Source organism: Enterobacter sp. 296B2, from assembly GCF_034106185.1.
Taxonomy (GTDB): domain Bacteria; phylum Pseudomonadota; class Gammaproteobacteria; order Enterobacterales; family Enterobacteriaceae; genus Enterobacter; species Enterobacter cloacae_N.
The window spans coordinates 125,074-142,498 of the sequence record NZ_JAWNCA010000005.1; the positions used below are offsets into that span (position 1 = coordinate 125,074).

18 protein-coding genes are annotated in these 17,425 nt (G+C 57.5%); 8 read left to right on the forward strand and 10 right to left on the reverse strand.

Annotated features, from left to right (window positions below; genetic code table 11):
* Window positions 1-41: 41 nt before the first annotated feature.
* From URZ40_RS05735 to celB, 3 genes are read right to left on the reverse strand one after another with little or no spacing between them, the layout of a single operon-like run.
* Window positions 42-1,460: a leucyl aminopeptidase family protein gene (locus URZ40_RS05735; protein ID WP_320720052.1), complete on the reverse strand. Its 1,419-nt coding sequence runs from the start codon at window positions 1,458-1,460 to the stop codon at window positions 42-44.
* Entirely contained in the window at window positions 1,460-2,416 is a 957-nt protein-coding gene (locus URZ40_RS05740) for a N(4)-(beta-N-acetylglucosaminyl)-L-asparaginase (protein ID WP_192983599.1), read from the reverse strand. Before URZ40_RS05740 ends, URZ40_RS05735 begins: the two co-directional genes overlap by 1 nt.
* A gap of 3 nt (window positions 2,417-2,419) precedes the next feature.
* Window positions 2,420-3,739, reverse strand: a complete 1,320-nt coding sequence (gene celB / locus URZ40_RS05745) for a PTS cellobiose transporter subunit IIC (protein WP_320720008.1) — start codon at window positions 3,737-3,739, stop codon at window positions 2,420-2,422.
* 147 nt (window positions 3,740-3,886) lie between these two features.
* Between celB and URZ40_RS05750 the strand changes: the two genes are divergently transcribed.
* Window positions 3,887-4,711, forward strand: coding sequence for an XRE family transcriptional regulator (locus tag URZ40_RS05750; RefSeq protein ID WP_320720010.1), 825 nt, complete (start codon window positions 3,887-3,889; stop codon window positions 4,709-4,711).
* Here URZ40_RS05750 and arsC read toward each other — a convergent pair.
* Both arsC and bepA read right to left on the reverse strand, forming a co-directional pair.
* On the reverse strand, window positions 4,708-5,064 hold the full coding sequence (gene arsC, locus URZ40_RS05755; RefSeq protein ID WP_049136756.1) for an arsenate reductase (glutaredoxin): 357 nt from the start codon (window positions 5,062-5,064) through the stop codon (window positions 4,708-4,710). The genes URZ40_RS05750 and arsC overlap by 4 nt on opposite strands.
* 13 nt (window positions 5,065-5,077) lie before the next feature.
* Window positions 5,078-6,541 carry a beta-barrel assembly-enhancing protease gene (gene bepA / locus URZ40_RS05760; protein ID WP_192983602.1) on the reverse strand — a complete coding sequence of 488 codons (1,464 nt, stop codon included), beginning with the start codon at window positions 6,539-6,541 and terminating at the stop codon, window positions 5,078-5,080.
* Window positions 6,542-6,762: 221 nt separating this feature from the next.
* Here bepA and URZ40_RS05765 point away from each other — a divergent pair, with 221 nt between their 5' ends.
* Entirely contained in the window at window positions 6,763-7,827 is a 1,065-nt protein-coding gene (locus tag URZ40_RS05765) for an AI-2E family transporter (protein ID WP_116343175.1), read from the forward strand.
* A gap of 96 nt (window positions 7,828-7,923) precedes the next feature.
* Here the strand turns inward: URZ40_RS05765 and bcp are convergent, their stop codons facing one another.
* Both bcp and URZ40_RS05775 read right to left on the reverse strand, forming a co-directional pair.
* Window positions 7,924-8,394: a thioredoxin-dependent thiol peroxidase gene (gene bcp / locus URZ40_RS05770; RefSeq protein WP_032659360.1), complete on the reverse strand. Its 471-nt coding sequence runs from the start codon at window positions 8,392-8,394 to the stop codon at window positions 7,924-7,926.
* Window positions 8,394-8,963: a glycine cleavage system transcriptional repressor gene (locus URZ40_RS05775; RefSeq protein WP_028016134.1), complete on the reverse strand. Its 570-nt coding sequence runs from the start codon at window positions 8,961-8,963 to the stop codon at window positions 8,394-8,396. Before URZ40_RS05775 ends, bcp begins: the two co-directional genes overlap by 1 nt.
* Before the next feature lie 145 nt (window positions 8,964-9,108).
* On the opposite strand from URZ40_RS05775, the gene dapA reads away from it, so the two are divergent.
* The 6 genes from dapA (at window position 9,109) to ypfH (ending at window position 15,566) form a co-directional block, all read left to right on the forward strand.
* Window positions 9,109-9,987 (forward strand): 4-hydroxy-tetrahydrodipicolinate synthase, encoded by an 879-nt coding sequence (gene dapA / locus URZ40_RS05780; RefSeq protein WP_316380603.1) that lies wholly within the window; start codon window positions 9,109-9,111, stop codon window positions 9,985-9,987.
* A 16-nt stretch (window positions 9,988-10,003) separates the two neighbouring features.
* Entirely contained in the window at window positions 10,004-11,038 is a 1,035-nt protein-coding gene (bamC, locus tag URZ40_RS05785) for an outer membrane protein assembly factor BamC (protein WP_028014020.1), read from the forward strand.
* A 109-nt stretch (window positions 11,039-11,147) separates the two neighbouring features.
* Complete coding sequence (gene purC, locus URZ40_RS05790) at window positions 11,148-11,861, forward strand: phosphoribosylaminoimidazolesuccinocarboxamide synthase (RefSeq protein ID WP_023332985.1); 714 nt, start codon at window positions 11,148-11,150, stop codon at window positions 11,859-11,861.
* Between the two features lie 120 nt (window positions 11,862-11,981).
* Entirely contained in the window at window positions 11,982-12,851 is an 870-nt protein-coding gene (locus URZ40_RS05795; protein ID WP_116343173.1) for a neutral zinc metallopeptidase, read from the forward strand.
* Window positions 12,851-14,797, forward strand: coding sequence for a GNAT family N-acetyltransferase (locus URZ40_RS05800; RefSeq protein ID WP_320720053.1), 1,947 nt, complete (start codon window positions 12,851-12,853; stop codon window positions 14,795-14,797). Before URZ40_RS05795 ends, URZ40_RS05800 begins: the two co-directional genes overlap by 1 nt.
* Before the next feature lie 73 nt (window positions 14,798-14,870).
* Entirely contained in the window at window positions 14,871-15,566 is a 696-nt protein-coding gene (gene ypfH / locus URZ40_RS05805) for an esterase (protein ID WP_316380602.1), read from the forward strand.
* Between the two features lie 93 nt (window positions 15,567-15,659).
* On the opposite strand, the gene URZ40_RS05810 is transcribed toward ypfH, so the two are convergent.
* The 3 genes from URZ40_RS05810 to URZ40_RS05820 are packed head-to-tail and all read right to left on the reverse strand — an operon-like array spanning window position 15,660 to window position 17,369.
* Entirely contained in the window at window positions 15,660-15,857 is a 198-nt protein-coding gene (locus URZ40_RS05810; RefSeq protein WP_013098222.1) for a YpfN family protein, read from the reverse strand.
* Between the two features lie 24 nt (window positions 15,858-15,881).
* The gene (gene dapE / locus URZ40_RS05815; protein ID WP_028014016.1) at window positions 15,882-17,009 is read right to left on the reverse strand and encodes a succinyl-diaminopimelate desuccinylase; all 1,128 of its coding nucleotides are present in this window, start codon (window positions 17,007-17,009) and stop codon (window positions 15,882-15,884) included.
* Between the two features lie 3 nt (window positions 17,010-17,012).
* The gene (locus tag URZ40_RS05820; RefSeq protein ID WP_163330554.1) at window positions 17,013-17,369 is read right to left on the reverse strand and encodes an ArsC family reductase; all 357 of its coding nucleotides are present in this window, start codon (window positions 17,367-17,369) and stop codon (window positions 17,013-17,015) included.
* Between the last annotated feature and the right edge of the window lie 56 nt (window positions 17,370-17,425).

Genomic DNA, 17,425 nt, shown 5'->3' on the forward strand with positions numbered 1-17,425 from the left:
ACCCGGCCTACATATGGCATCCGTAGGCCCGCGCCACCGGGCTAAAGATCTCCCAGCAAGTGCTCCACCAAAAGTGGAATCGGTCTTCCCGACGCCACGCTCCTGCCATTTTCGCGCCACAGCGCCGTGCCGCTGATGTCCAGATGCGCCCACGGGATCGTCGGCGGGCAGAAATGGTGCAGCAGCCACGCCGCCGAGGCGCTGATCGCCGCGTTGTTTGTCGGGGTGTTGCACAGATCGGCGATGGCGCTGTCGGTCTGCTTTTTCAGCCGCGCATCTAAAGGCAGGGACCACACTTCGTCGCCGCTCTGCTTACCCGCCCGCGTCAGCGCGGCGCGCAGCGCTTCATCCTGCGTCATTAGCCCGCTCAGCTCATACCCCAGCGCCTTCACCACCGCACCGGTTAAGGTTGCCATATCAATGATATAGCGCGCCTGCGGATGGCGCTGGCTGGCCCAGGCGATGGCGTCGGCCAGCACCAGTCGGCCTTCGGCATCGGTGTTGTTGATTTCAACGGTGGTGCCGTTGCAGGCGGTCGCCACCGTGCCGGGCTGCATGGCGTCCGGGCCGATGGCGTTTTCCGCCAGCGCCAGCACGCCCATGATGCGCACGGGCAGCGCCAGCTCTGCGGTGGTCAGCATCAGCCCCAGCACGTTGGCCGCGCCGCACATGTCGTATTTCATGGTGTACATGCCCGCGCCTTCCTTCAGCCACAGGCCGCCGGTATCGAAGGTGATGCCTTTACCCACGTAGCAGCGCACCGGTCCGTCAGACACGCCGTCGTAATGAATCGCCAGCAGACGCGGTGGACAGGTCGCCCCTTTGCCGACGGCGTTAAGCAGCCCCAGCCCATGCTCAACGATTTGCTTTTCATCCAACACCTCACAGCGCAGGGTGGGGAAGGTAGCGCAGAGTTTTTGCGCCTCTTCGACGACAAACTGCGGCGTGCAGCGGTCGGACGGGATATCCGCCAGGCGTCGCGCCGCGACCATACCGTGGGCGATAGCCTGCTGCTGGCGGAAAATAACCGCCAGTCGGTCCTGCTGTTCTGGTAAACAGAGCGCGGTGATGCGCTGAAGACGGACTTCGTCACTGGTTTTCTTCAACTGCAAATCGCTTAGCCTGTGCGCCTGATTAAAGAGAAAGCGCAGTACCTGCGCCAGGACGACGTCGTCGATATTTGTTACGTCCAGCGCGATATCTGCGCTGACGGGAGAGGCAATCAGCGGTCGCAGGGCGGCAAGCAGGCTTTCAGTAAGTGCGTCATACCAGAGCGCCTCCGGCAGCAGAGTGATGCGGGCAAACGGCGCGCAGCCAAAGCGGGTGTCAGCTATGCTGGCAAAATTGCGCATTTCCGCGACAAGCGCCGTTTCGGGCAAGTGCGTACAGGAGGTGGAGGCAATCAAATGGCATTGCGGAGCCGCGTCAGAAAGCGCGGTGATAAACTGATATTCAATCATCATGACTCCTCAATCGGCGCACGGATCCGCGCGGCATAGGCCTGCATCCACTCATCGTCTACCGCGTGATAGTGCGTTTTCTCCCGCTGGCGCTCGGTACGATAAACGGTGAGAGGCTGACGGGCCGTCGCCACCACGAACGAGAAGGTTTTGATGTTGGTGGCGGCACCAAATTCGCCCCTGTTATTCATGCATACCACGGAGAGATCGCCCGCGCGGCCGAAGCGCGACATCAGCTTGTCCTCCAGCTCGAACACCACCGAATCTGCCGCCTGCTGGGGAGACATCCCTTGCGCCATGCGGCGGACGATTTCGTAGCTGGTGCAGCCTTTCATCAGATCTTCACCGACGCCCGTGGCGGTGGCCGCGCCGGTTTCGCTGTCGCAGTAGAACCCAGAGCCGATAATTGGCGAATCCCCAATGCGGCCGCGTTTTTTCATAAACAGGCCGCTGGTGGAGGTGGCGACGCTCATCGAGCCCTGTTTATCGAGGCCGATGATGCCGACGGTGTCGTGCCCGTCGTACGGGCTCAAGCCTTTATCCAGCGTCTCGCGGCAGCGCTTACGGTAGTGCTGCATGGCCCGGTCGGTGAGCATGGTTTTGTCGGCAAAGCCCTGGCTTAGCGCCCATTCCCGTGCGCCCTGGCCGACCAGCAGGCTGTTGTAGCGCTGGCGGCTGAGCGCGTGCGCCACGCGCACCGGGTTGGCGATATCCACCAGATTCCCCACGGCACCGAATGCCAGCGTGTCGCCGTCCATGTAGGCCGCGTCCAGCTCGACCTCGCCGTTTTCGGTAGGCAGCCCGCCGTAGCCGACGGATTTATAAAACGGAAAGTCTTCGACGGCGGCGACGGCATCAACCACCGCCGGCGCGACCGGTTTTCCCGCCGCCAGCGCAGACGCGGATTCCGTCACGCCTTCAAGCGCCATTCGCCAGGTGGCGATAATTCCCCACATGCTTTACTCCTGTTTTGCAAGGGTGGTGTCGGTGTGCGTAACGGTGGCAATTTCCGCCGCGCGGTACTGTTTGTCCACGATACGCATGAAAGGAAGGTACAGCATGGCGCCAATCAGCAGGTTAATCAGCTGCATCACGCTGCCGCTCAGGTGTCCTGTGACGATAAAGCCGCTGATCACCGGCGGCAGCGTCCAGGGAATAAACACCCCGGTGGTGACGGCGACCGCGCCAACCTTCATCGCCGCATACTGCACGGTAACCAGCACCAGCGGTACCAGGTTGAACGGGATGAGCATGATCGGGTTCATGATCACCGGCAGGCCAAACAGAATCGGTTCGTTGATGTTAAACACCGAAGCCCCGGCGCCGAGGCGCGCCACTTCGCGCATGTTTTTGCTGCGGGCGAAAATCAGCATCGCTATCACCAGCGACAGCGTGGCACCCGCGCCGCCCATCCAGATCATGTCAAAAAACTGCTCGGTGATGATGTGCGGCGGCGTTGCCCCGGCCTGAATGGCAGTGATGTTGTCGGTCTGGTTCTCCATCCACAGCGGGCGAATAATGCCGTTTATCATCGAGCCGGAGTTAATGCCCACGGACCACAGAATGGTGATGCTGAAGACGGTCATCAGCGCGCCAAAGTATGAGGTGCCGTAGTGGCGTACCGGCGTGGCAACGACTTCATAAATAAACTGATGAATCGTGTGGTAGTGGGTGTTTTCGAAGACGATGCGGATACCCAGCACCAGAATCATCACCAGCAGGGCGGGGATCAGCGCCGCGAACGACTCCTGCACCGCAGGCGGTACGCCGTCGGGCATTTTTATGACCAGATTTTTGCGCTTCAGCCAGCAGAACAGCTCCGTCCACAGCAGGGAACCGATCATCGCCACGAACAGACCTTTGCTGCCAATCCACTCCACCGGAATGACGGTGATACCGCCGTTTACTGCCACCTTGATAAACGGCGTCAGGATCAGAAACGCGACCAGCGCCAGAATGCCGCAGGAGATGCGGTCCTCGCCATAATGTTCGGCCAGGCGGTAGGCCACGAGGAAGCTGATAAACAGCGACATGGTGGAGAAGACCGCGTTGAACGGGATTTCAATAATGGCGCTCCAGCTCTCACCAAAGGCCTGAGACATAAACTGCTGATAGGCTTGATTCGGGAACGACGAGATCACCAGCAGAATAGAGCCAACGATGATAAACGGCATGAATGACACGTAGGCGCCGCGAATGGCCCCGAGATGACGTTGCTGGGCCGTTTTGGCCGCCAGCGGCATCAGTTTTGCTTCAAGAAATCCCAGAACATTGTTCATTGTGAACTCCGTACAAGATTGAGGGGTGTTGTTTATGTTATGTCTGTGGATTATCAGTGAAGCACGGCGAGCGAAAGGTGAAATCGGTCACAAAGCAACCGCCTTTGTAATATAAATCTCACATGATTAGTTAATGGAGTTGTTGCGATGGAAATTAAGCTACACGCCAACGCCACCACCACGCCGCGTATCCGCCGCTATCTGCAGCAGTCAGATAAAAGCGACAGAGAGCTGGCCGTTGAGCTGGGGATCTCGGTCACGACAGTCAGGCGCTGGCGCAACCGAGATCGGGTTTCGGATAATCACACCACGCCAAAAGTGATACACAAAGCGCTGAGACAGGAGCAGGTTGCGCTGGTCAATGCCCTGCGCGACATCTCAGGGGCGCCGCTGGATGAACTGCTGCAGATGGTTAACGACGTGCTGGGGATCCCCGTTTCAAGGGCAACGCTCAATCGCTATCTCAAACCGGCACCCGCGAAACATAAGGGGAGTTCACTGCAGGGGAAAAAAGCGCTGAAGGCCGGCATCCTGCCGCATACGCTGATGCTGCATCATCTGCCTTTGTCGCTGCATATGGACGATGGGGGAGAACAGCATCTGCTCTGGGCGCGTGAACCGGTAAGCGGCTGGTGCTATGCCCGGCTCTACGCGGGTCTTTCACCCCGGTTGCTTACTACCTGGACGCAGGCGCTGCTGGAGGCCTGTCCCGCTGATATACAATCTATCGAGACTTTTGGCTTTGAGCCGACACAGGCTGTAAAAGATGTGGCTGTAAAAACGCATCCCCAAAAACAAAATGCGCTTCAGGTGGCGGTGCCATTACGCGATATTATTCCGCGCGTGAATGATGAACCTGCCGGAGAGGTATTAATCGCGCTGTGCGAGTTTTATAACCGGGGCAAAACGCAGAAAAAGCTGGGAGAAAGTACGCCGCAGGCGTTTCTGGAAGCGCTGCGGCGTAAGGACTAGAGGATGTCGAGCACATCTTCCGGCGGGCGGCCAATGCGCGCCTTGCCGTTCGCTACCACAATCGGACGCTCAATCAGCTTTGGATTGTCGACCATCGCCTGTACCAGCTCAGCCTCGGTGAGACGGCTGTCATCCAGATTAAGCGATTTATACAGATCCTCTTTCTGACGCATCAGTTCGCGCGCGCTGCCCATCCCCAGCATGTGCAGCAGTTCGCGGATTGTCTGCGCGTCCGGCGGCGTCTCCAGATACAGCACCACCTCCGGGTCGATGCCATTAGACTTCAGCAGGCTGAGCGTGTCGCGGCTCTTGGAGCAGCGAGGGTTATGGTAAATTTTTACCGCGTCTGTCATGACTTCTCCTTTATTACATCTTCTCGTACGGCTTAAAGCGCTGTTGCAGGCCGCGCAGCTGGTCGATACGCGCGTCGTAGCGGGCCTGCTGCAGGCTGCCGAGCTTCACCTGCGAGCTGGCGCTGCTGAGCAGGGAAATCGCCTGATCGAGGCGACCCGCCAGGGCCAGCCCTTCAGCACGCGCCGCCAGCTCCTGATCGCGGTTACCCAGCTGACCCTGGGCCTGGGCGAGCAGCTCCCAGCCGTTCTGGTCGTCTTTATTGTTAAAGGTATAGCGGTTCAGAATGGTCACGGCCTGCGCAGGCTGACCGCCCTGTAAGTAAGCGTTCGCCAGGTTAAGCTGCAGCACCGGGTTGGTCCGTACGTCTTTCGCCCCTTTCAGGCGGTTAATCGCATCGGTGGCTTTCTTCTGTCCCAGATCGATATCCGTCGAGAGATCGAGATACCACGGGTTATTGGGGTCGGCTGCCAGCAGCGGCTGCAGCGCTTTACGCGCCTCGTCATATTTGCTGGCTTCCATCGCCTGCAGCGCCTGACCATACTGCGCGGCATTTTTTTCCCGCACGTTGCCTTTCGCCAGGGTATCCAGCAGATCGCTGGTGAGCTGGTTACGCCCGGAGTTGTACATGCCGAGCGTTCTTACCTTAGCCATGTAGAAGTCCTGCGACGACTGCACGACCACCGGGCGCATCTGGTTGGCACGGTTGCGCGCATCCGACAAACGGCTTTCCGGTAACGGGTGGGTAAGCAAAATTTCCGGTGGACGGGATGAATAACGCGCCTGGTCGAGCAGTTTTTCCAGGAAGCTCGGCATCGCCTGCGGGTCAAAGCCGGAGCGCTGTAAAACCTGGATGCCGATGCGGTCTGCTTCCTGCTCGTTTTGCTGGGTGAAGCTGATCATCCCCTGGCGCGTTCCCGCCAGCGTACCGGTCAGGGCCGCCATCCCGGCCTGTGGGCTGGCCATCGCCAGCAGAATAGAGCCCAGTGCGCCCACCCAGGTGAGCGGGGCGTTACGCTTCTGGTCTTCCATCGCACGCGCCAGGTGGCGCTGGGTGACGTGCGAAATTTCGTGCGCCATCACCGAGGCCAGCTGGCTTTCGTTGTCAGAGTAACGGAATAACGCCGAATGCAGCACCACGTTACCGCCAAAGAAGGCGAAGGCGTTGATTTCGTCGTTATTGATTAAATAGAAGTGGAAGGGGGTTTTTACCGAGTCGGCGTGCGAAACCAGACGCATCCCCAGCCCGTTAATGTACTGCACCAGCAAAGGGTCGTTGATCAGCGGGGCGCTACCGCGCAGCTGGCGCACATAGTAATCACCCATCTGCATCTCTTGCCCGATAGAGAGCGTGCTTCCTGCCGTGGTGCCCATGTCCGGCAATGAATCGGACGAGTCAGCGAAAGCGGGCAACACCTGACCGACCGTCACTGCGGCAATCAGTGTTGCAACCAGTGTTTTTCTCAACTGCCTGAACATAACCACTGTCCTGTATGTTGGAGGTGCTAATTTGACCGATGAACCGGCATATCGTTCATCTCTGCTGCCCTGCGAGTGTAGCCGTGTTACCGCATGAAGAAAATCCCATTCATCAGGCTTTTGCGGATTGTGACAGGGATACAAAAAGCGAAAGTCTTTTTTGTGACAATTAGATACAATTCATCGTCTCACTCCCGCCAATCGATTCAGGGAAGGGTTGTATGCTCGAAATGTTAATGCAGTGGTATCGGCGTCGGTTCAGTGACCCGGAAGCCATTGCTTTGCTGGTTATTCTGGTTGCCGGGTTCGGTATTCTGTTCTTCTTCAGCGGTCTTCTCGCCCCCCTGCTGGTGGCGATTGTGCTGGCGTACCTGCTGGAGTGGCCAACAGCGCGCCTGGAACATATCGGCTGTTCACGCCGCTGGGCAACGAGTATCGTGCTGGTGCTGTTTGTCGGCATTCTTATGTTGATGGCATTCGTGGTGATGCCGGTTGCCTGGCAGCAGGGGATCTACCTGATCCGCGATATGCCCGGCATGTTGAATAAACTCTCTGATTTCGCCGCCACGCTGCCGCGTCGTTATCCCGCGCTGATGGATGCCGGGATTATTGATGCGATGGCCGAAAACATGCGCGCCCGCATCATGACGATGGGCGACTCGGTGGTGAAATACTCTCTGGCCTCGCTGGTGGGGCTGCTGACGCTGGCGGTTTACCTTGTGCTCGTGCCGTTAATGGTGTTCTTCCTGGTCAAAGACAAAGAGCAAATGCTTAACGCAGTCCGCCGCGTGCTGCCGCGCAATCGCGGCCTGGCCGGGCAGGTCTGGGAAGAGATGAACCAGCAGATCACCAACTACATTCGCGGCAAGGTGCTGGAGATGATAGTGGTCGGGGTCGCGACCTGGATTGGCTTCCTGATCTTCGGCCTGAACTACTCGCTGCTGCTGGCGGTGCTGGTCGGATTTTCGGTTTTGATCCCCTACATCGGCGCGTTTGTGGTGACCATTCCGGTGGTGGGCGTTGCGCTGTTCCAGTTTGGCCTGGGCACGGAGTTCTGGAGCTGCTTTGCGGTATACCTCATCATTCAGGCGCTGGACGGTAACCTGCTGGTGCCGGTGCTGTTCTCCGAGGCGGTGAACCTGCATCCGCTGGTGATTATCTTATCCGTGGTGATTTTCGGCGGGCTGTGGGGGTTCTGGGGCGTGTTCTTTGCTATTCCGCTGGCGACGCTGATTAAAGCGGTGGTGCATGCGTGGCCGGATGTGCCGGCGATGGAAGAGAAGTAGTTTTTGTGCGGGCTGATGCCCTCACCCCGGCCCTCTCCCACGGGGAGAGGGGGAAAACACTCAAAACGGCAACCTGAGTTGCCGTTTTGCTGTTTATCAGGCGCTTGCTTTCAGCCAGTTCAACACCACGTCGTGGTGGTTGCTGGTTTTGAAGTCGTCAAATACATGTTCAACTTTACCGTCAGCGTCAATCAGGAAGCTGATGCGGTGAATGCCGTCGTAGGTTTTACCCATAAAGGTCTTTTCACCCCAGACGCCGAACTGCTCGCATACCTGGTGGTCTTCGTCGGAAAGCAGCGTGAAGTTCAGCAGCTCCTTTTCCGCAAATCGTGACAGCTTTTCTGGTTTATCGGTGCTGATTCCCAGCACTTCCACGCCGACTTTCTTCAACTCGTCCATGTTGTCGCGTAAGCCGCAGGCCTGTACGGTGCAGCCGGGGGTCATGGCTTTCGGGTAGAAATAGACCAGAACACGCTGTCCCTGGAAGTCGGTCAAATTTACTTGCTCGCCGTCTTGATCCGGTAAGCTAAATTTCGGTGCGATGTCACCGGCTTTCAGTGGATTCATTACTCAACTCCATCCTGTTCGTGCTGCGAATAATTGACGACGCTTATACTGCCCTGCGCGTTTAATTCTGTACAGAGGGCTTTGAACGCTTGCTCGATATTTGACGCATCCTGCGAGGCAGGGCTGTGCGCGGTAATTTGAATAAACAGCGTGGGAACGGCGCTCTCGTCGCCCGGCTGCGTGCGGGAGACGAGCTCGGCAATGTTCATCTGATGGCTGTCGAACAGCGCGGTAAAGCGCTCAATCAGATGTGGAGAATCAGGGACTTCAACCTGCACCCAGACGGTCGCAGGCATGGCCGGACGCGGGCGCGCGGTAGTGCGCTTCATGACGATCAGCAAATCCAACTCCGCGCCTTTCAGCGGCAGGGTGGATTCAATAAGGGTAATGGCATTCCATGTTCCGGACAGCAGCATGATAAACGTGAACTCTTCGCCGAGCATCGCAAGGCGGCTGTCTTCGATATTACAGCCGCAGCTGCTCACGTGACGGGTGATGGTGTTCACGATACCCGGCCTGTCGGCACCCAGCGCAGTGATAACCAGGTAATGTTGTGATGAGGTTGTCAAACCTGTTCTTCCTTTGCATGGTTAAGTCTTCCTAAGGAAAGCATAAAAAAAACGTGCATACAACCGCCAGAGGGCCTCAGGTCGCTTGCTTTTATTACAGTTCCAAACGTACCATTGAGACTCTTGTTCGCACAGAGGATGGCTCATGTTCACGGGAAGTATTGTCGCGCTTGTTACACCGATGGATGAAAAAGGTAATGTCTGCCGGTCCAGCATGAAGAAGCTGATTGATTACCATGTCGCCAATGGAACCTCGGCGATCGTTTCGGTAGGGACTACCGGTGAATCTGCAACGCTGAGCCACGAAGAGCACGGCGATGTGGTTATGCTGACCCTGGAACTGGCTGACGGACGTATTCCGGTCATTGCGGGAACAGGCGCTAATGCAACCGCAGAAGCGATCAGCCTGACCAAACGTTTTAACGACAGCGGCATCGTGGGCTGTCTGACGGTAACCCCTTACTACAACCGTCCTACTCAGGAAGGTTTGTTCCAGCACTTCAAAGCCATCGCTGAACATACTGACTTGCCACAAATTCTGTATAATGTGCCGTCCCGTACCGGTTGCGATATGCTGCCGGAAACCGTTGGTCGTCTCTCGGAAGTAAAAAATATTATCGGTATTAAAGAGGCGACAGGGAACTTAAGCCGCGTTCATCAGATCAAAGAGCTGGTTTCAGACGACTTTATCCTGTTGAGTGGTGATGATGCGACCTCGCTGGACTTTATGCAGCTCGGTGGCCATGGCGTGATCTCCGTAACGGCAAACGTTGCGGCGCGCGATATGGCTGAAATGTGCAAACTGGCCGCAGCCGGTCACTATGATGAAGCGCGCGTCATTAATCAGCGTCTGATGCCGCTGCACAATAAATTATTTGTCGAACCCAATCCGATCCCAGTGAAATGGGCGTGTAAGGAGTTGGGGCTTGTAGCATCCGATACGCTGCGTTTGCCTATGACACCGATTACCGACCAAGGTCGCGATATCGTCAGGGCAGCGCTGAAGCATGCCGGTTTGCTGTAAAGTTTAGGGAGATTTGATGGCTTATTCAGTACAGAAGTCGCGCCTGGCGAAGGTTGCGAGTGTTTCGCTTGTTATGCTGCTCGCTGCCTGTAGTTCAGACTCGCGCTACAAGCGCCAGGTGAGCGGTGATGAATCCTATCTGGATGCGACCCCGCTTGCTGAACTTCATGCACCGGCTGGTATGATCCTGCCGATTCAAAACGGCGATTATAATATCCCCGTGACCAACGGCAGTGGTCTGGTCGGTAAAGCGCTTGATATTCGTCCGCCAGCTCAGCCTCTGGCGCTGGTGAGCGGTGCGCGTACCCAGTTTACCGGTGATACGGCCTCTCTGCTGGTTGAAAGCGCGCGCGGAAGCAATCTGTGGCCACAGGTGGTCAGCGTTATTCAGGCGAAGAACTACACCATTGATAAACGTGATGACGCCAGCCAGACGTTAACCACCGACTGGATCGAGTGGAACCGTCTTGATGAAGATCAGCAGTACCGTGGACGCTATCAGGTCTCCGTGAAACCACAGGGTTACCAGCAGGCTGTTAACGTTAAGCTGTTGAACCTGGAGCAGGCGGGTAAACCGGTTGCGGATGCCGCCTCTATGCAGCGTTACAGCACTGAAATGCTGAACGTGATTGCCGCAGGTCTGGATAAGACCGCTACCGATGCCGCCAACGCCGCGCAGAACCGTAACGGCGTCACTTACGACGTTCAGAGCGGCGCGGATGATACCGGCCTGCCAATGCTGGTGGTGCGTGCACCGTTTAACCAGACCTGGCAGCGTCTGCCGGCGACGTTGGAAAAAGTGGGCATGAAAGTGACCGACAGCACCCGTTCAACCGGTAGCATGACGGCGACCTATAAGCCGCTGTCCGACAGCGCGTGGCAGGAGCTGGGCGCCAAAGATCCTCAGCTTGCTTCCGGTGACTACAAGATTCAGGTAGGCGACCTTGATAACCGCAGCAGTCTGCAGTTTATCGATCCAAAAGGTCACACGCTGACCCAGGCGCAGAACGATGCGCTGGTTGCTGTGTTCCAGGCTGCATTCAGCAAATAAATACGAGGGCGGGTTAATCCCGCCCTTTTTATTTTCGTGCTACGCAAACGTGTGCGTGGCATAATATACCCGGTTTTGAACACAAATTATCACACCAGGAGTAATGAAGATGCAGAAGCAAGCTGAGTTGTATCGTGGCAAAGCGAAGACCGTATACAGCACGGAGAACCCGGATCTGTTGGTGCTCGAGTTCCGCAATGATACGTCAGCAGGGGATGGCGCACGCATTGAGCAGTTCGATCGTAAAGGCATGGTGAACAACAAGTTCAACCACTTCATTATGACCAAACTGGCCGAAGCGGGTATCCCAACCCAGATGGAAGCGTTGCTGTCCGATACGGAATGTCTGGTGAAAAAACTGGATATGGTTCCGGTTGAGTGCGTGATTCGTAACCGTGCGGCAGGCTCCCTGGTGAAGCGTCTGGGCATTGAAGAAGGTATCGAACTGAATCCACCGCTGTTCGACCTGTTCCTGAAAAACGATGCCATGCACGATCCGATGGTCAACGAATCCTACTGCGAAACCTTCGGCTGGGTGAGCAAAGAGAACCTGGCGCGCATGCAGGAACTGACCTACAAAGCCAACGACGTGCTGAAAAAGCTGTTTGATGACGCGGGCCTGATCCTCGTCGACTTCAAGCTGGAGTTTGGTCTGTTCAAAGGTGAAGTGGTGCTGGGTGATGAGTTCTCCCCGGACGGCAGCCGCCTGTGGGATAAAGAAACCCTGGATAAAATGGACAAAGACCGTTTCCGTCAGAGCCTGGGTGGCCTGATTGAAGCGTACGAAGCGGTTGCTCACCGTTTAGGCGTTAAGCTCGACTAAGTCCCTCTGTTGCCAAAGGATGTTCGCATCCTTTGGCGTCTTACCTTTGTTTCCTATGGTAATCTTGCCGTTAACCGCCTACGATCATAGCTATTATTAATGGAATAGTTCGAGGTGGTTATGCGCTGGCAAGGGCGTCGTGAAAGTGACAATGTAGAAGACAGACGCGGTGATGGCGGCGGCGGTCCTTCAATGGGCGGGCCCGGCTTCCGCTTACCCAGCGGCAAGGGCGGTATCATCCTGCTGATTGTGGTGCTGGTCGCGGGCTATTACGGCGTCGATCTCACCGGTCTGATGACCGGTCAACCGCTGCAACAGCAGCAACAATCTCCGCGCTCCATCAGCCCGAATGAAGATGAAGCGGCCAAATTTACCTCCGTTATTCTCGCCACAACTGAAGACACATGGAGTCAGCAGTTTGAGAAGATGGGGCGCACCTATCAGCAGCCGAAGCTGGTGATGTACCGGGGCGCAACCCGCACCGGATGCGGTACCGGGCAATCTGTGATGGGGCCGTTCTACTGCCCGGCAGACGGCACCGTTTATATCGATCTCTCTTTTTACGATGACATGAAACGCAAGCTTGGCGCTGACGGTGATTTTGCCCAGGGCTACGTTATCGCGCATGAAGTCGGCCATCACGTGCAAAAGCTGCTGGGGATTGAGCCCAAAGTGCGCCAGCTTCAGCAGAATGCGTCTCAGGCTGAAGTGAACCGCCTTTCCGTCAAAATGGAACTGCAGGCGGACTGTTTTGCGGGCGTCTGGGGCCACAGCATGCAGCAGCAGGGCGTGCTGGAATCCGGCGATCTAGAAGAGGCATTAAATGCGGCTGAGGCTATCGGCGACGACCGTTTACAGCAGCAGAGCCAGGGTCATGTCGTGCCGGACAGCTTCACTCACGGTACGTCGCAGCAGCGCTACAGCTGGTTCAAGCGCGGCTTTGACAGCGGCGATCCGGCCCAGTGTAATACCTTCGGCAAAGCCATGTGATGGTGTCGTTTGAACATCTGACGCGCGAGCTTGAGCGTACCGGGCACCGCCGTCTGGTGGTGCTCACGGGTGATGAACAGTGGACGTTCAGCCAGGCGGCTGGCCTGCGTGATGCCTTGACGGGAGACTGGCTGTGGCTGGATGACAATCCCTCTAAAGCCGTTAGCGGACTGCTGGGACGCGAATACCTTCACGCCGTTTTTGACTCGCGTGCCGGGTTTGACGTTTCAGCCTTTGCCGCGCTCAGCGGGACGCTGCGCGCCGGTAGCCTGCTGGTGCTGCTGGTGCCCCCGCTCTCAGAGTGGGCCGACAGGCCCGACGGCGATTCCGTACGCTGGAGCGACAGCGCGGAGCCAATCGCCACCCCGCATTTCGTTCACCATTTTTGCCGGACGCTTGCCGCCGATGCGGATGCCATCGTCTGGCAACAGCATCGTCCTCTCTCTCTTCCCGCTGCGCCGGATCTTCCCGCCTGGCAGCCTGCCAGCGGCGAGCCGCAGCGCGAGCAGGCGGAGATCCTCGACGCGCTTCTGGCCATGCCTTCGGGCGTCGCTGCCGTGACGGCACCGCGCGGACGCGGAAAGTCAGCCCTGGCGGGGATGCTGCTCAACGGCATCCACGGAAATGCAGTGGTGACGGCACCGGCAAAAGGGGCAACGGATGTTATTGCGCGCTTCGCCGGCGAGCGTTTTCACTTTATGGCCCCGGATGCGCTGCTGGCCTCCGCGACAGAAGCCGACTGGCTGATTGTTGATGAAGCCGCCGCCATCCCTGGCCCGCTGCTGGACAAGCTGGTGGCGCGTTTTCCCCGCGTACTGCTGACCACCACGGTCCAGGGTTATGAAGGCACGGGCAGGGGGTTTCTGCTCAAGTTCTGCGCCCGGTTCAGCGGGCTGCGGCGCTATACCTTATCCACCCCCATTCGCTGGGCAGCCGGGTGTCCGCTTGAGCGGATAGTGGGGAATACGCTGCTGTTTGACGATGCACTTATTGACCGCAAGCCGGAAGGTGACGTGCGTTTACGAACGCTGGAGCCGCGGATGTGGGAGAGCGACCCGGCACGCGTGGCAAGCGTGTATGAACTGCTGTGTGCCGCGCACTACCGGACGTCTCCGCTCGATTTACGTCGGATGATGGACGCACCCGGCCAGCACTTTGCGGTTGCACACGCGGGTGTGGATATCGCTGGCGCGCTCTGGCTGGTGGAAGAGGGGGGATTGCCTCCTGAGCTGAGCCGCGCGGTGTGGGCGGGCTTTCGTCGTCCACGCGGGAACCTTGTGGCGCAGTCGCTGGCGGCGCACGGCGGATCGCCACTCGCGGCGACGCTGAAGGGGCGACGGATTAGCCGCATTGCGGTACATCCCCACCGTCAACGGGAAGGCATTGGCGAGCGGCTTATTCGCAGCGCCAGCGGTGAAGATTATCTCTCGGTCAGTTTTGGCTATACCGACGAGCTGTGGCGTTTCTGGCAGCAGTGCGGCTTTGTGCTGGTGCGAATGGGCAGCCATCGGGAAGCCAGCAGCGGGTGCTACACGGCGATGGCCATACTGCCGCAGAGCGAGGCCGGGCACCGGCTGTGCGCTCAGGAACATCAGCGCTTGTGTCGCGATATGCGCGTCCTGTCGGCCCGGAACGGCGAAAAGATCCCGGTAAGCGATGCCTGGGAAGCTACCCTTAATAGTGACGATTGGCTGGAGCTGGCGGGGTTTGCCTTTGCGCACCGGGCGTTTTCAACCTCGGTTGCCGCGCTGACGCGGCTGGTGTTAACCACAGACATGCCGCTCCCGGCTCTGCGCGGGAAAATCGAGGGAAAGACGGACGAGACGGGGCGAAAAGCGTTGCTGGCTAAGCTGCGGAGTGAAGCTGCGCAAGCGCTTGAGAGTCTTGACTATTCCCGCTGCCAGCGGTTGAAAGCAGACATTTTGCAATGGCAATTTTTTCAATGACTTCTTCAGTAAAGTGGCATGGTCATTACCCCGCAGAGGCGTAAAATCCTGCTCATCAATTAAGGAGACCGCCATGAAACACGACCATTTTGTTGTTCAAAGCCCTGACAAACCGGCTAAACAGTTACTGCTCCTGTTTCATGGTGTGGGCGATAATGCCGTTAACATGGGGCAGATTGGCCGCTGGTTTGCCCCCGTTTTCCCGGAAGCGCTAATTGTCAGCATCGGCGGCGTGGAGCCGTGCGGCCCGAACGGACGGCAGTGGTTCCCGGTTCAGGGCGTGACGGAAGAGAACCGTCAGGCACGCATTGATGCCATTATGCCCACGTTTATCGACATCGTACGCTACTGGCAGCAGCAGAGCGGCGTAGGCGCTGACGCAACGGCGCTGATTGGTTTCTCTCAGGGGTCAATCATGTCGCTGGAAAGCGTAAAAGCGCAGCCCGGTCTGGCTTCACGCGTGATCGCGTTTAACGGGCGCTACGCGACGCTACCGACCAGCGCGACCACGCAGACCACTATCCATCTTATTCACGGCGGCGAAGACCGGGTGATTGAGCTTTCGCATGCGGTGGCAGCCCAGGAAGCGCTGGTGCGCGAAGGCGGGGATGTGACGCTGGATATTGTTGACGGTCTGGGCCACGCGATTGACGACCGCAGTATGCAGTTTGCGCTCGACCATCTGCGTTATACCGTGCCGAAACACTACTTTGATGAAGCGCTCAGCGGCGGCAAGCCGAATGATGATGATATTGTTGAATTTATATAAACATTTATCCCCTTACCCTAACCCTCTCCCCTAAGGGGAGAGGGAACATGGCCCCCCTCGCCCCTCTGGGGAGAGGGGCCGGGGGTGAGGGGATTACTTCTTCTGGTCTTTCTTCGGCCAGTCGTCGTCATCGTCCCACTTGTCGTTAAAATCCCGGTGCGGCGGAAGATCCGGTTTGTTGGCGAGAAATTTTTTGTGGTCAACGCGCTTAAGGTCTTTAATCACGTTAAGCAGTACGCCTACCAGAAACACCAGAACCAGAATCCACCAGTACTTTGCAAGCCAATCCATTCGCTATTCCTCTCTGAGCGTTCGTCAGGCGACGAGTTGCTCCATAATACGTTGATACATGCGGGCCAGCAGTTGTAAATCGGCAGCGTTCACACACTCGTTGATTTTGTGAATCGTCGCGTTAACCGGACCCAGTTCGACAACCTGTGCACCCATGCGGGCGATAAAGCGTCCGTCTGAGGTGCCGCCCGTCGTCAGCAGCTGCGGCTTAATTTCATTATAGTGCTCGATGGCGTTCACTACCGCATCCACCAGCTTGCCGCGCTGCGTCAGGAACGGCTGGCCGGAAAGCCACCAGTCGACGGTGTAGCGCAGGTTGTATTTTTCCAGCAGAGCGACAACGCGGGCTTTGATCGTCTCGTCGGTCAGTTCGGTGCTGAAGCGGAAGTTGAACTGGACGAAGAAGTCCCCCGGGATCACGTTGTTGCTGCCGGTCCCGGCCTTAACGTTAGCAATCTGCATGCTGGTCGGCGGGAAGAACTCGTTGCCTTTATCCCACTCGATGCCCACCAGTTCGTTCAGCATTGGCGCGGCGCGGTGGACCGGGTTATCGGCCAGATGTGGATAAGCCACGTGCCCCTGAACGCCGTGAATGGTCAGGTTACAGGTCAGCGAGCCGCGGCGACCGTTTTTGACGACATCACCCACCACTTCGGTACTGGATGGCTCGCCGACCAGACAGTAGTCGAGACGCTCGTTACGCGCCATCAGCGCCTCAACGACCTTTACGGTACCGTTATGGGCGCTGGCTTCTTCATCGGAGGTGATCAAAAACGCGAGACGGTTTTTGTGGTTCGGATGCTGAGCCACAAAGCGCTCTGCCGCCACCACCATCGCCGCCAGCGAGCCTTTCATGTCCGCCGCACCGCGACCGAAGAGCATGCCATCGCGGATGGTTGGCTCAAACGGCGGGTTAATCCAGCGATCTGCGTCACCCGCGGGAACGACGTCAGTGTGCCCGGCAAAGGCCAGCGTTTCGCCCTGGCCACGCCACGCCCAGAAGTTCTGGGTATCGCCAAAATCCATGCGCTCAACGGTAAAACCGATGGCACGCAGGCGCTCAATCATTAATGCCTGACAACCTGCGTCGTCCGGGCTAAGGGAAGGACGGCGAATAAGCTGTTGAGTCAGCTCAATGACCGGGCATGACATACACTACACCTCAACGAAAAAGTCAGAATAAAGGGTTTCACTGAAACCCAGCAGCATAGGCTGACCTGGCTTGCAGAGCAATGGGCGTTTGATAATTGCTGGCATATCGAGCATCAGCTTTGCCGCGCTGTCGGCATCAACGATGCTGGCGCGCACGGATTCGTCCAGCTTACGCCAGGTGGTGCCGCGGGTGTTCAGCAGCGCTTCCCATCCCAGTTCGTTAATGGCGGTATGCAGAAATTGTGCATCAAGCCCGTCGGCACGGTAATCGTGGAAGCGGTACTCCACGTGGTTTGCTTCCAGCCAGCGGCGCGCTTTTTTGATGGTGTCGCAATTTTTAATGCCGTACATCACAACCATGTTGAATCCTTTTGCTCTTATGGCGATTAAATGTTCAATAAATTCGAAGATATATC

What these genes read in the sequence shown, in the direction of transcription:
- arsC (WP_049136756.1), bottom strand. Translation starts at nt 5,064, where the DNA reads ATGACAGACGCGGTAAAAATTTACCATAACCCTCGCTGCTCCAAGAGC.
- URZ40_RS05750 (WP_320720010.1), top strand. Translation starts at nt 3,887, where the DNA reads ATGGAAATTAAGCTACACGCCAACGCCACCACCACGCCGCGTATCCGC.
- URZ40_RS05800 (WP_320720053.1), top strand. Translation starts at nt 12,851, where the DNA reads ATGGTGTCGTTTGAACATCTGACGCGCGAGCTTGAGCGTACCGGGCAC.
- celB (WP_320720008.1), bottom strand. Translation starts at nt 3,739, where the DNA reads ATGAACAATGTTCTGGGATTTCTTGAAGCAAAACTGATGCCGCTGGCG.
- URZ40_RS05735 (WP_320720052.1), bottom strand. Translation starts at nt 1,460, where the DNA reads ATGATTGAATATCAGTTTATCACCGCGCTTTCTGACGCGGCTCCGCAA.
- bepA (WP_192983602.1), bottom strand. Translation starts at nt 6,541, where the DNA reads ATGTTCAGGCAGTTGAGAAAAACACTGGTTGCAACACTGATTGCCGCA.
- ypfH (WP_316380602.1), top strand. Translation starts at nt 14,871, where the DNA reads ATGAAACACGACCATTTTGTTGTTCAAAGCCCTGACAAACCGGCTAAA.
- bcp (WP_032659360.1), bottom strand. Translation starts at nt 8,394, where the DNA reads ATGAATCCACTGAAAGCCGGTGACATCGCACCGAAATTTAGCTTACCG.
- purC (WP_023332985.1), top strand. Translation starts at nt 11,148, where the DNA reads ATGCAGAAGCAAGCTGAGTTGTATCGTGGCAAAGCGAAGACCGTATAC.
- URZ40_RS05810 (WP_013098222.1), bottom strand. Translation starts at nt 15,857, where the DNA reads ATGGATTGGCTTGCAAAGTACTGGTGGATTCTGGTTCTGGTGTTTCTG.
- bamC (WP_028014020.1), top strand. Translation starts at nt 10,004, where the DNA reads ATGGCTTATTCAGTACAGAAGTCGCGCCTGGCGAAGGTTGCGAGTGTT.
- dapE (WP_028014016.1), bottom strand. Translation starts at nt 17,009, where the DNA reads ATGTCATGCCCGGTCATTGAGCTGACTCAACAGCTTATTCGCCGTCCT.
- dapA (WP_316380603.1), top strand. Translation starts at nt 9,109, where the DNA reads ATGTTCACGGGAAGTATTGTCGCGCTTGTTACACCGATGGATGAAAAA.
- URZ40_RS05820 (WP_163330554.1), bottom strand. Translation starts at nt 17,369, where the DNA reads ATGGTTGTGATGTACGGCATTAAAAATTGCGACACCATCAAAAAAGCG.
- URZ40_RS05765 (WP_116343175.1), top strand. Translation starts at nt 6,763, where the DNA reads ATGCTCGAAATGTTAATGCAGTGGTATCGGCGTCGGTTCAGTGACCCG.
- URZ40_RS05740 (WP_192983599.1), bottom strand. Translation starts at nt 2,416, where the DNA reads ATGTGGGGAATTATCGCCACCTGGCGAATGGCGCTTGAAGGCGTGACG.
- URZ40_RS05795 (WP_116343173.1), top strand. Translation starts at nt 11,982, where the DNA reads ATGCGCTGGCAAGGGCGTCGTGAAAGTGACAATGTAGAAGACAGACGC.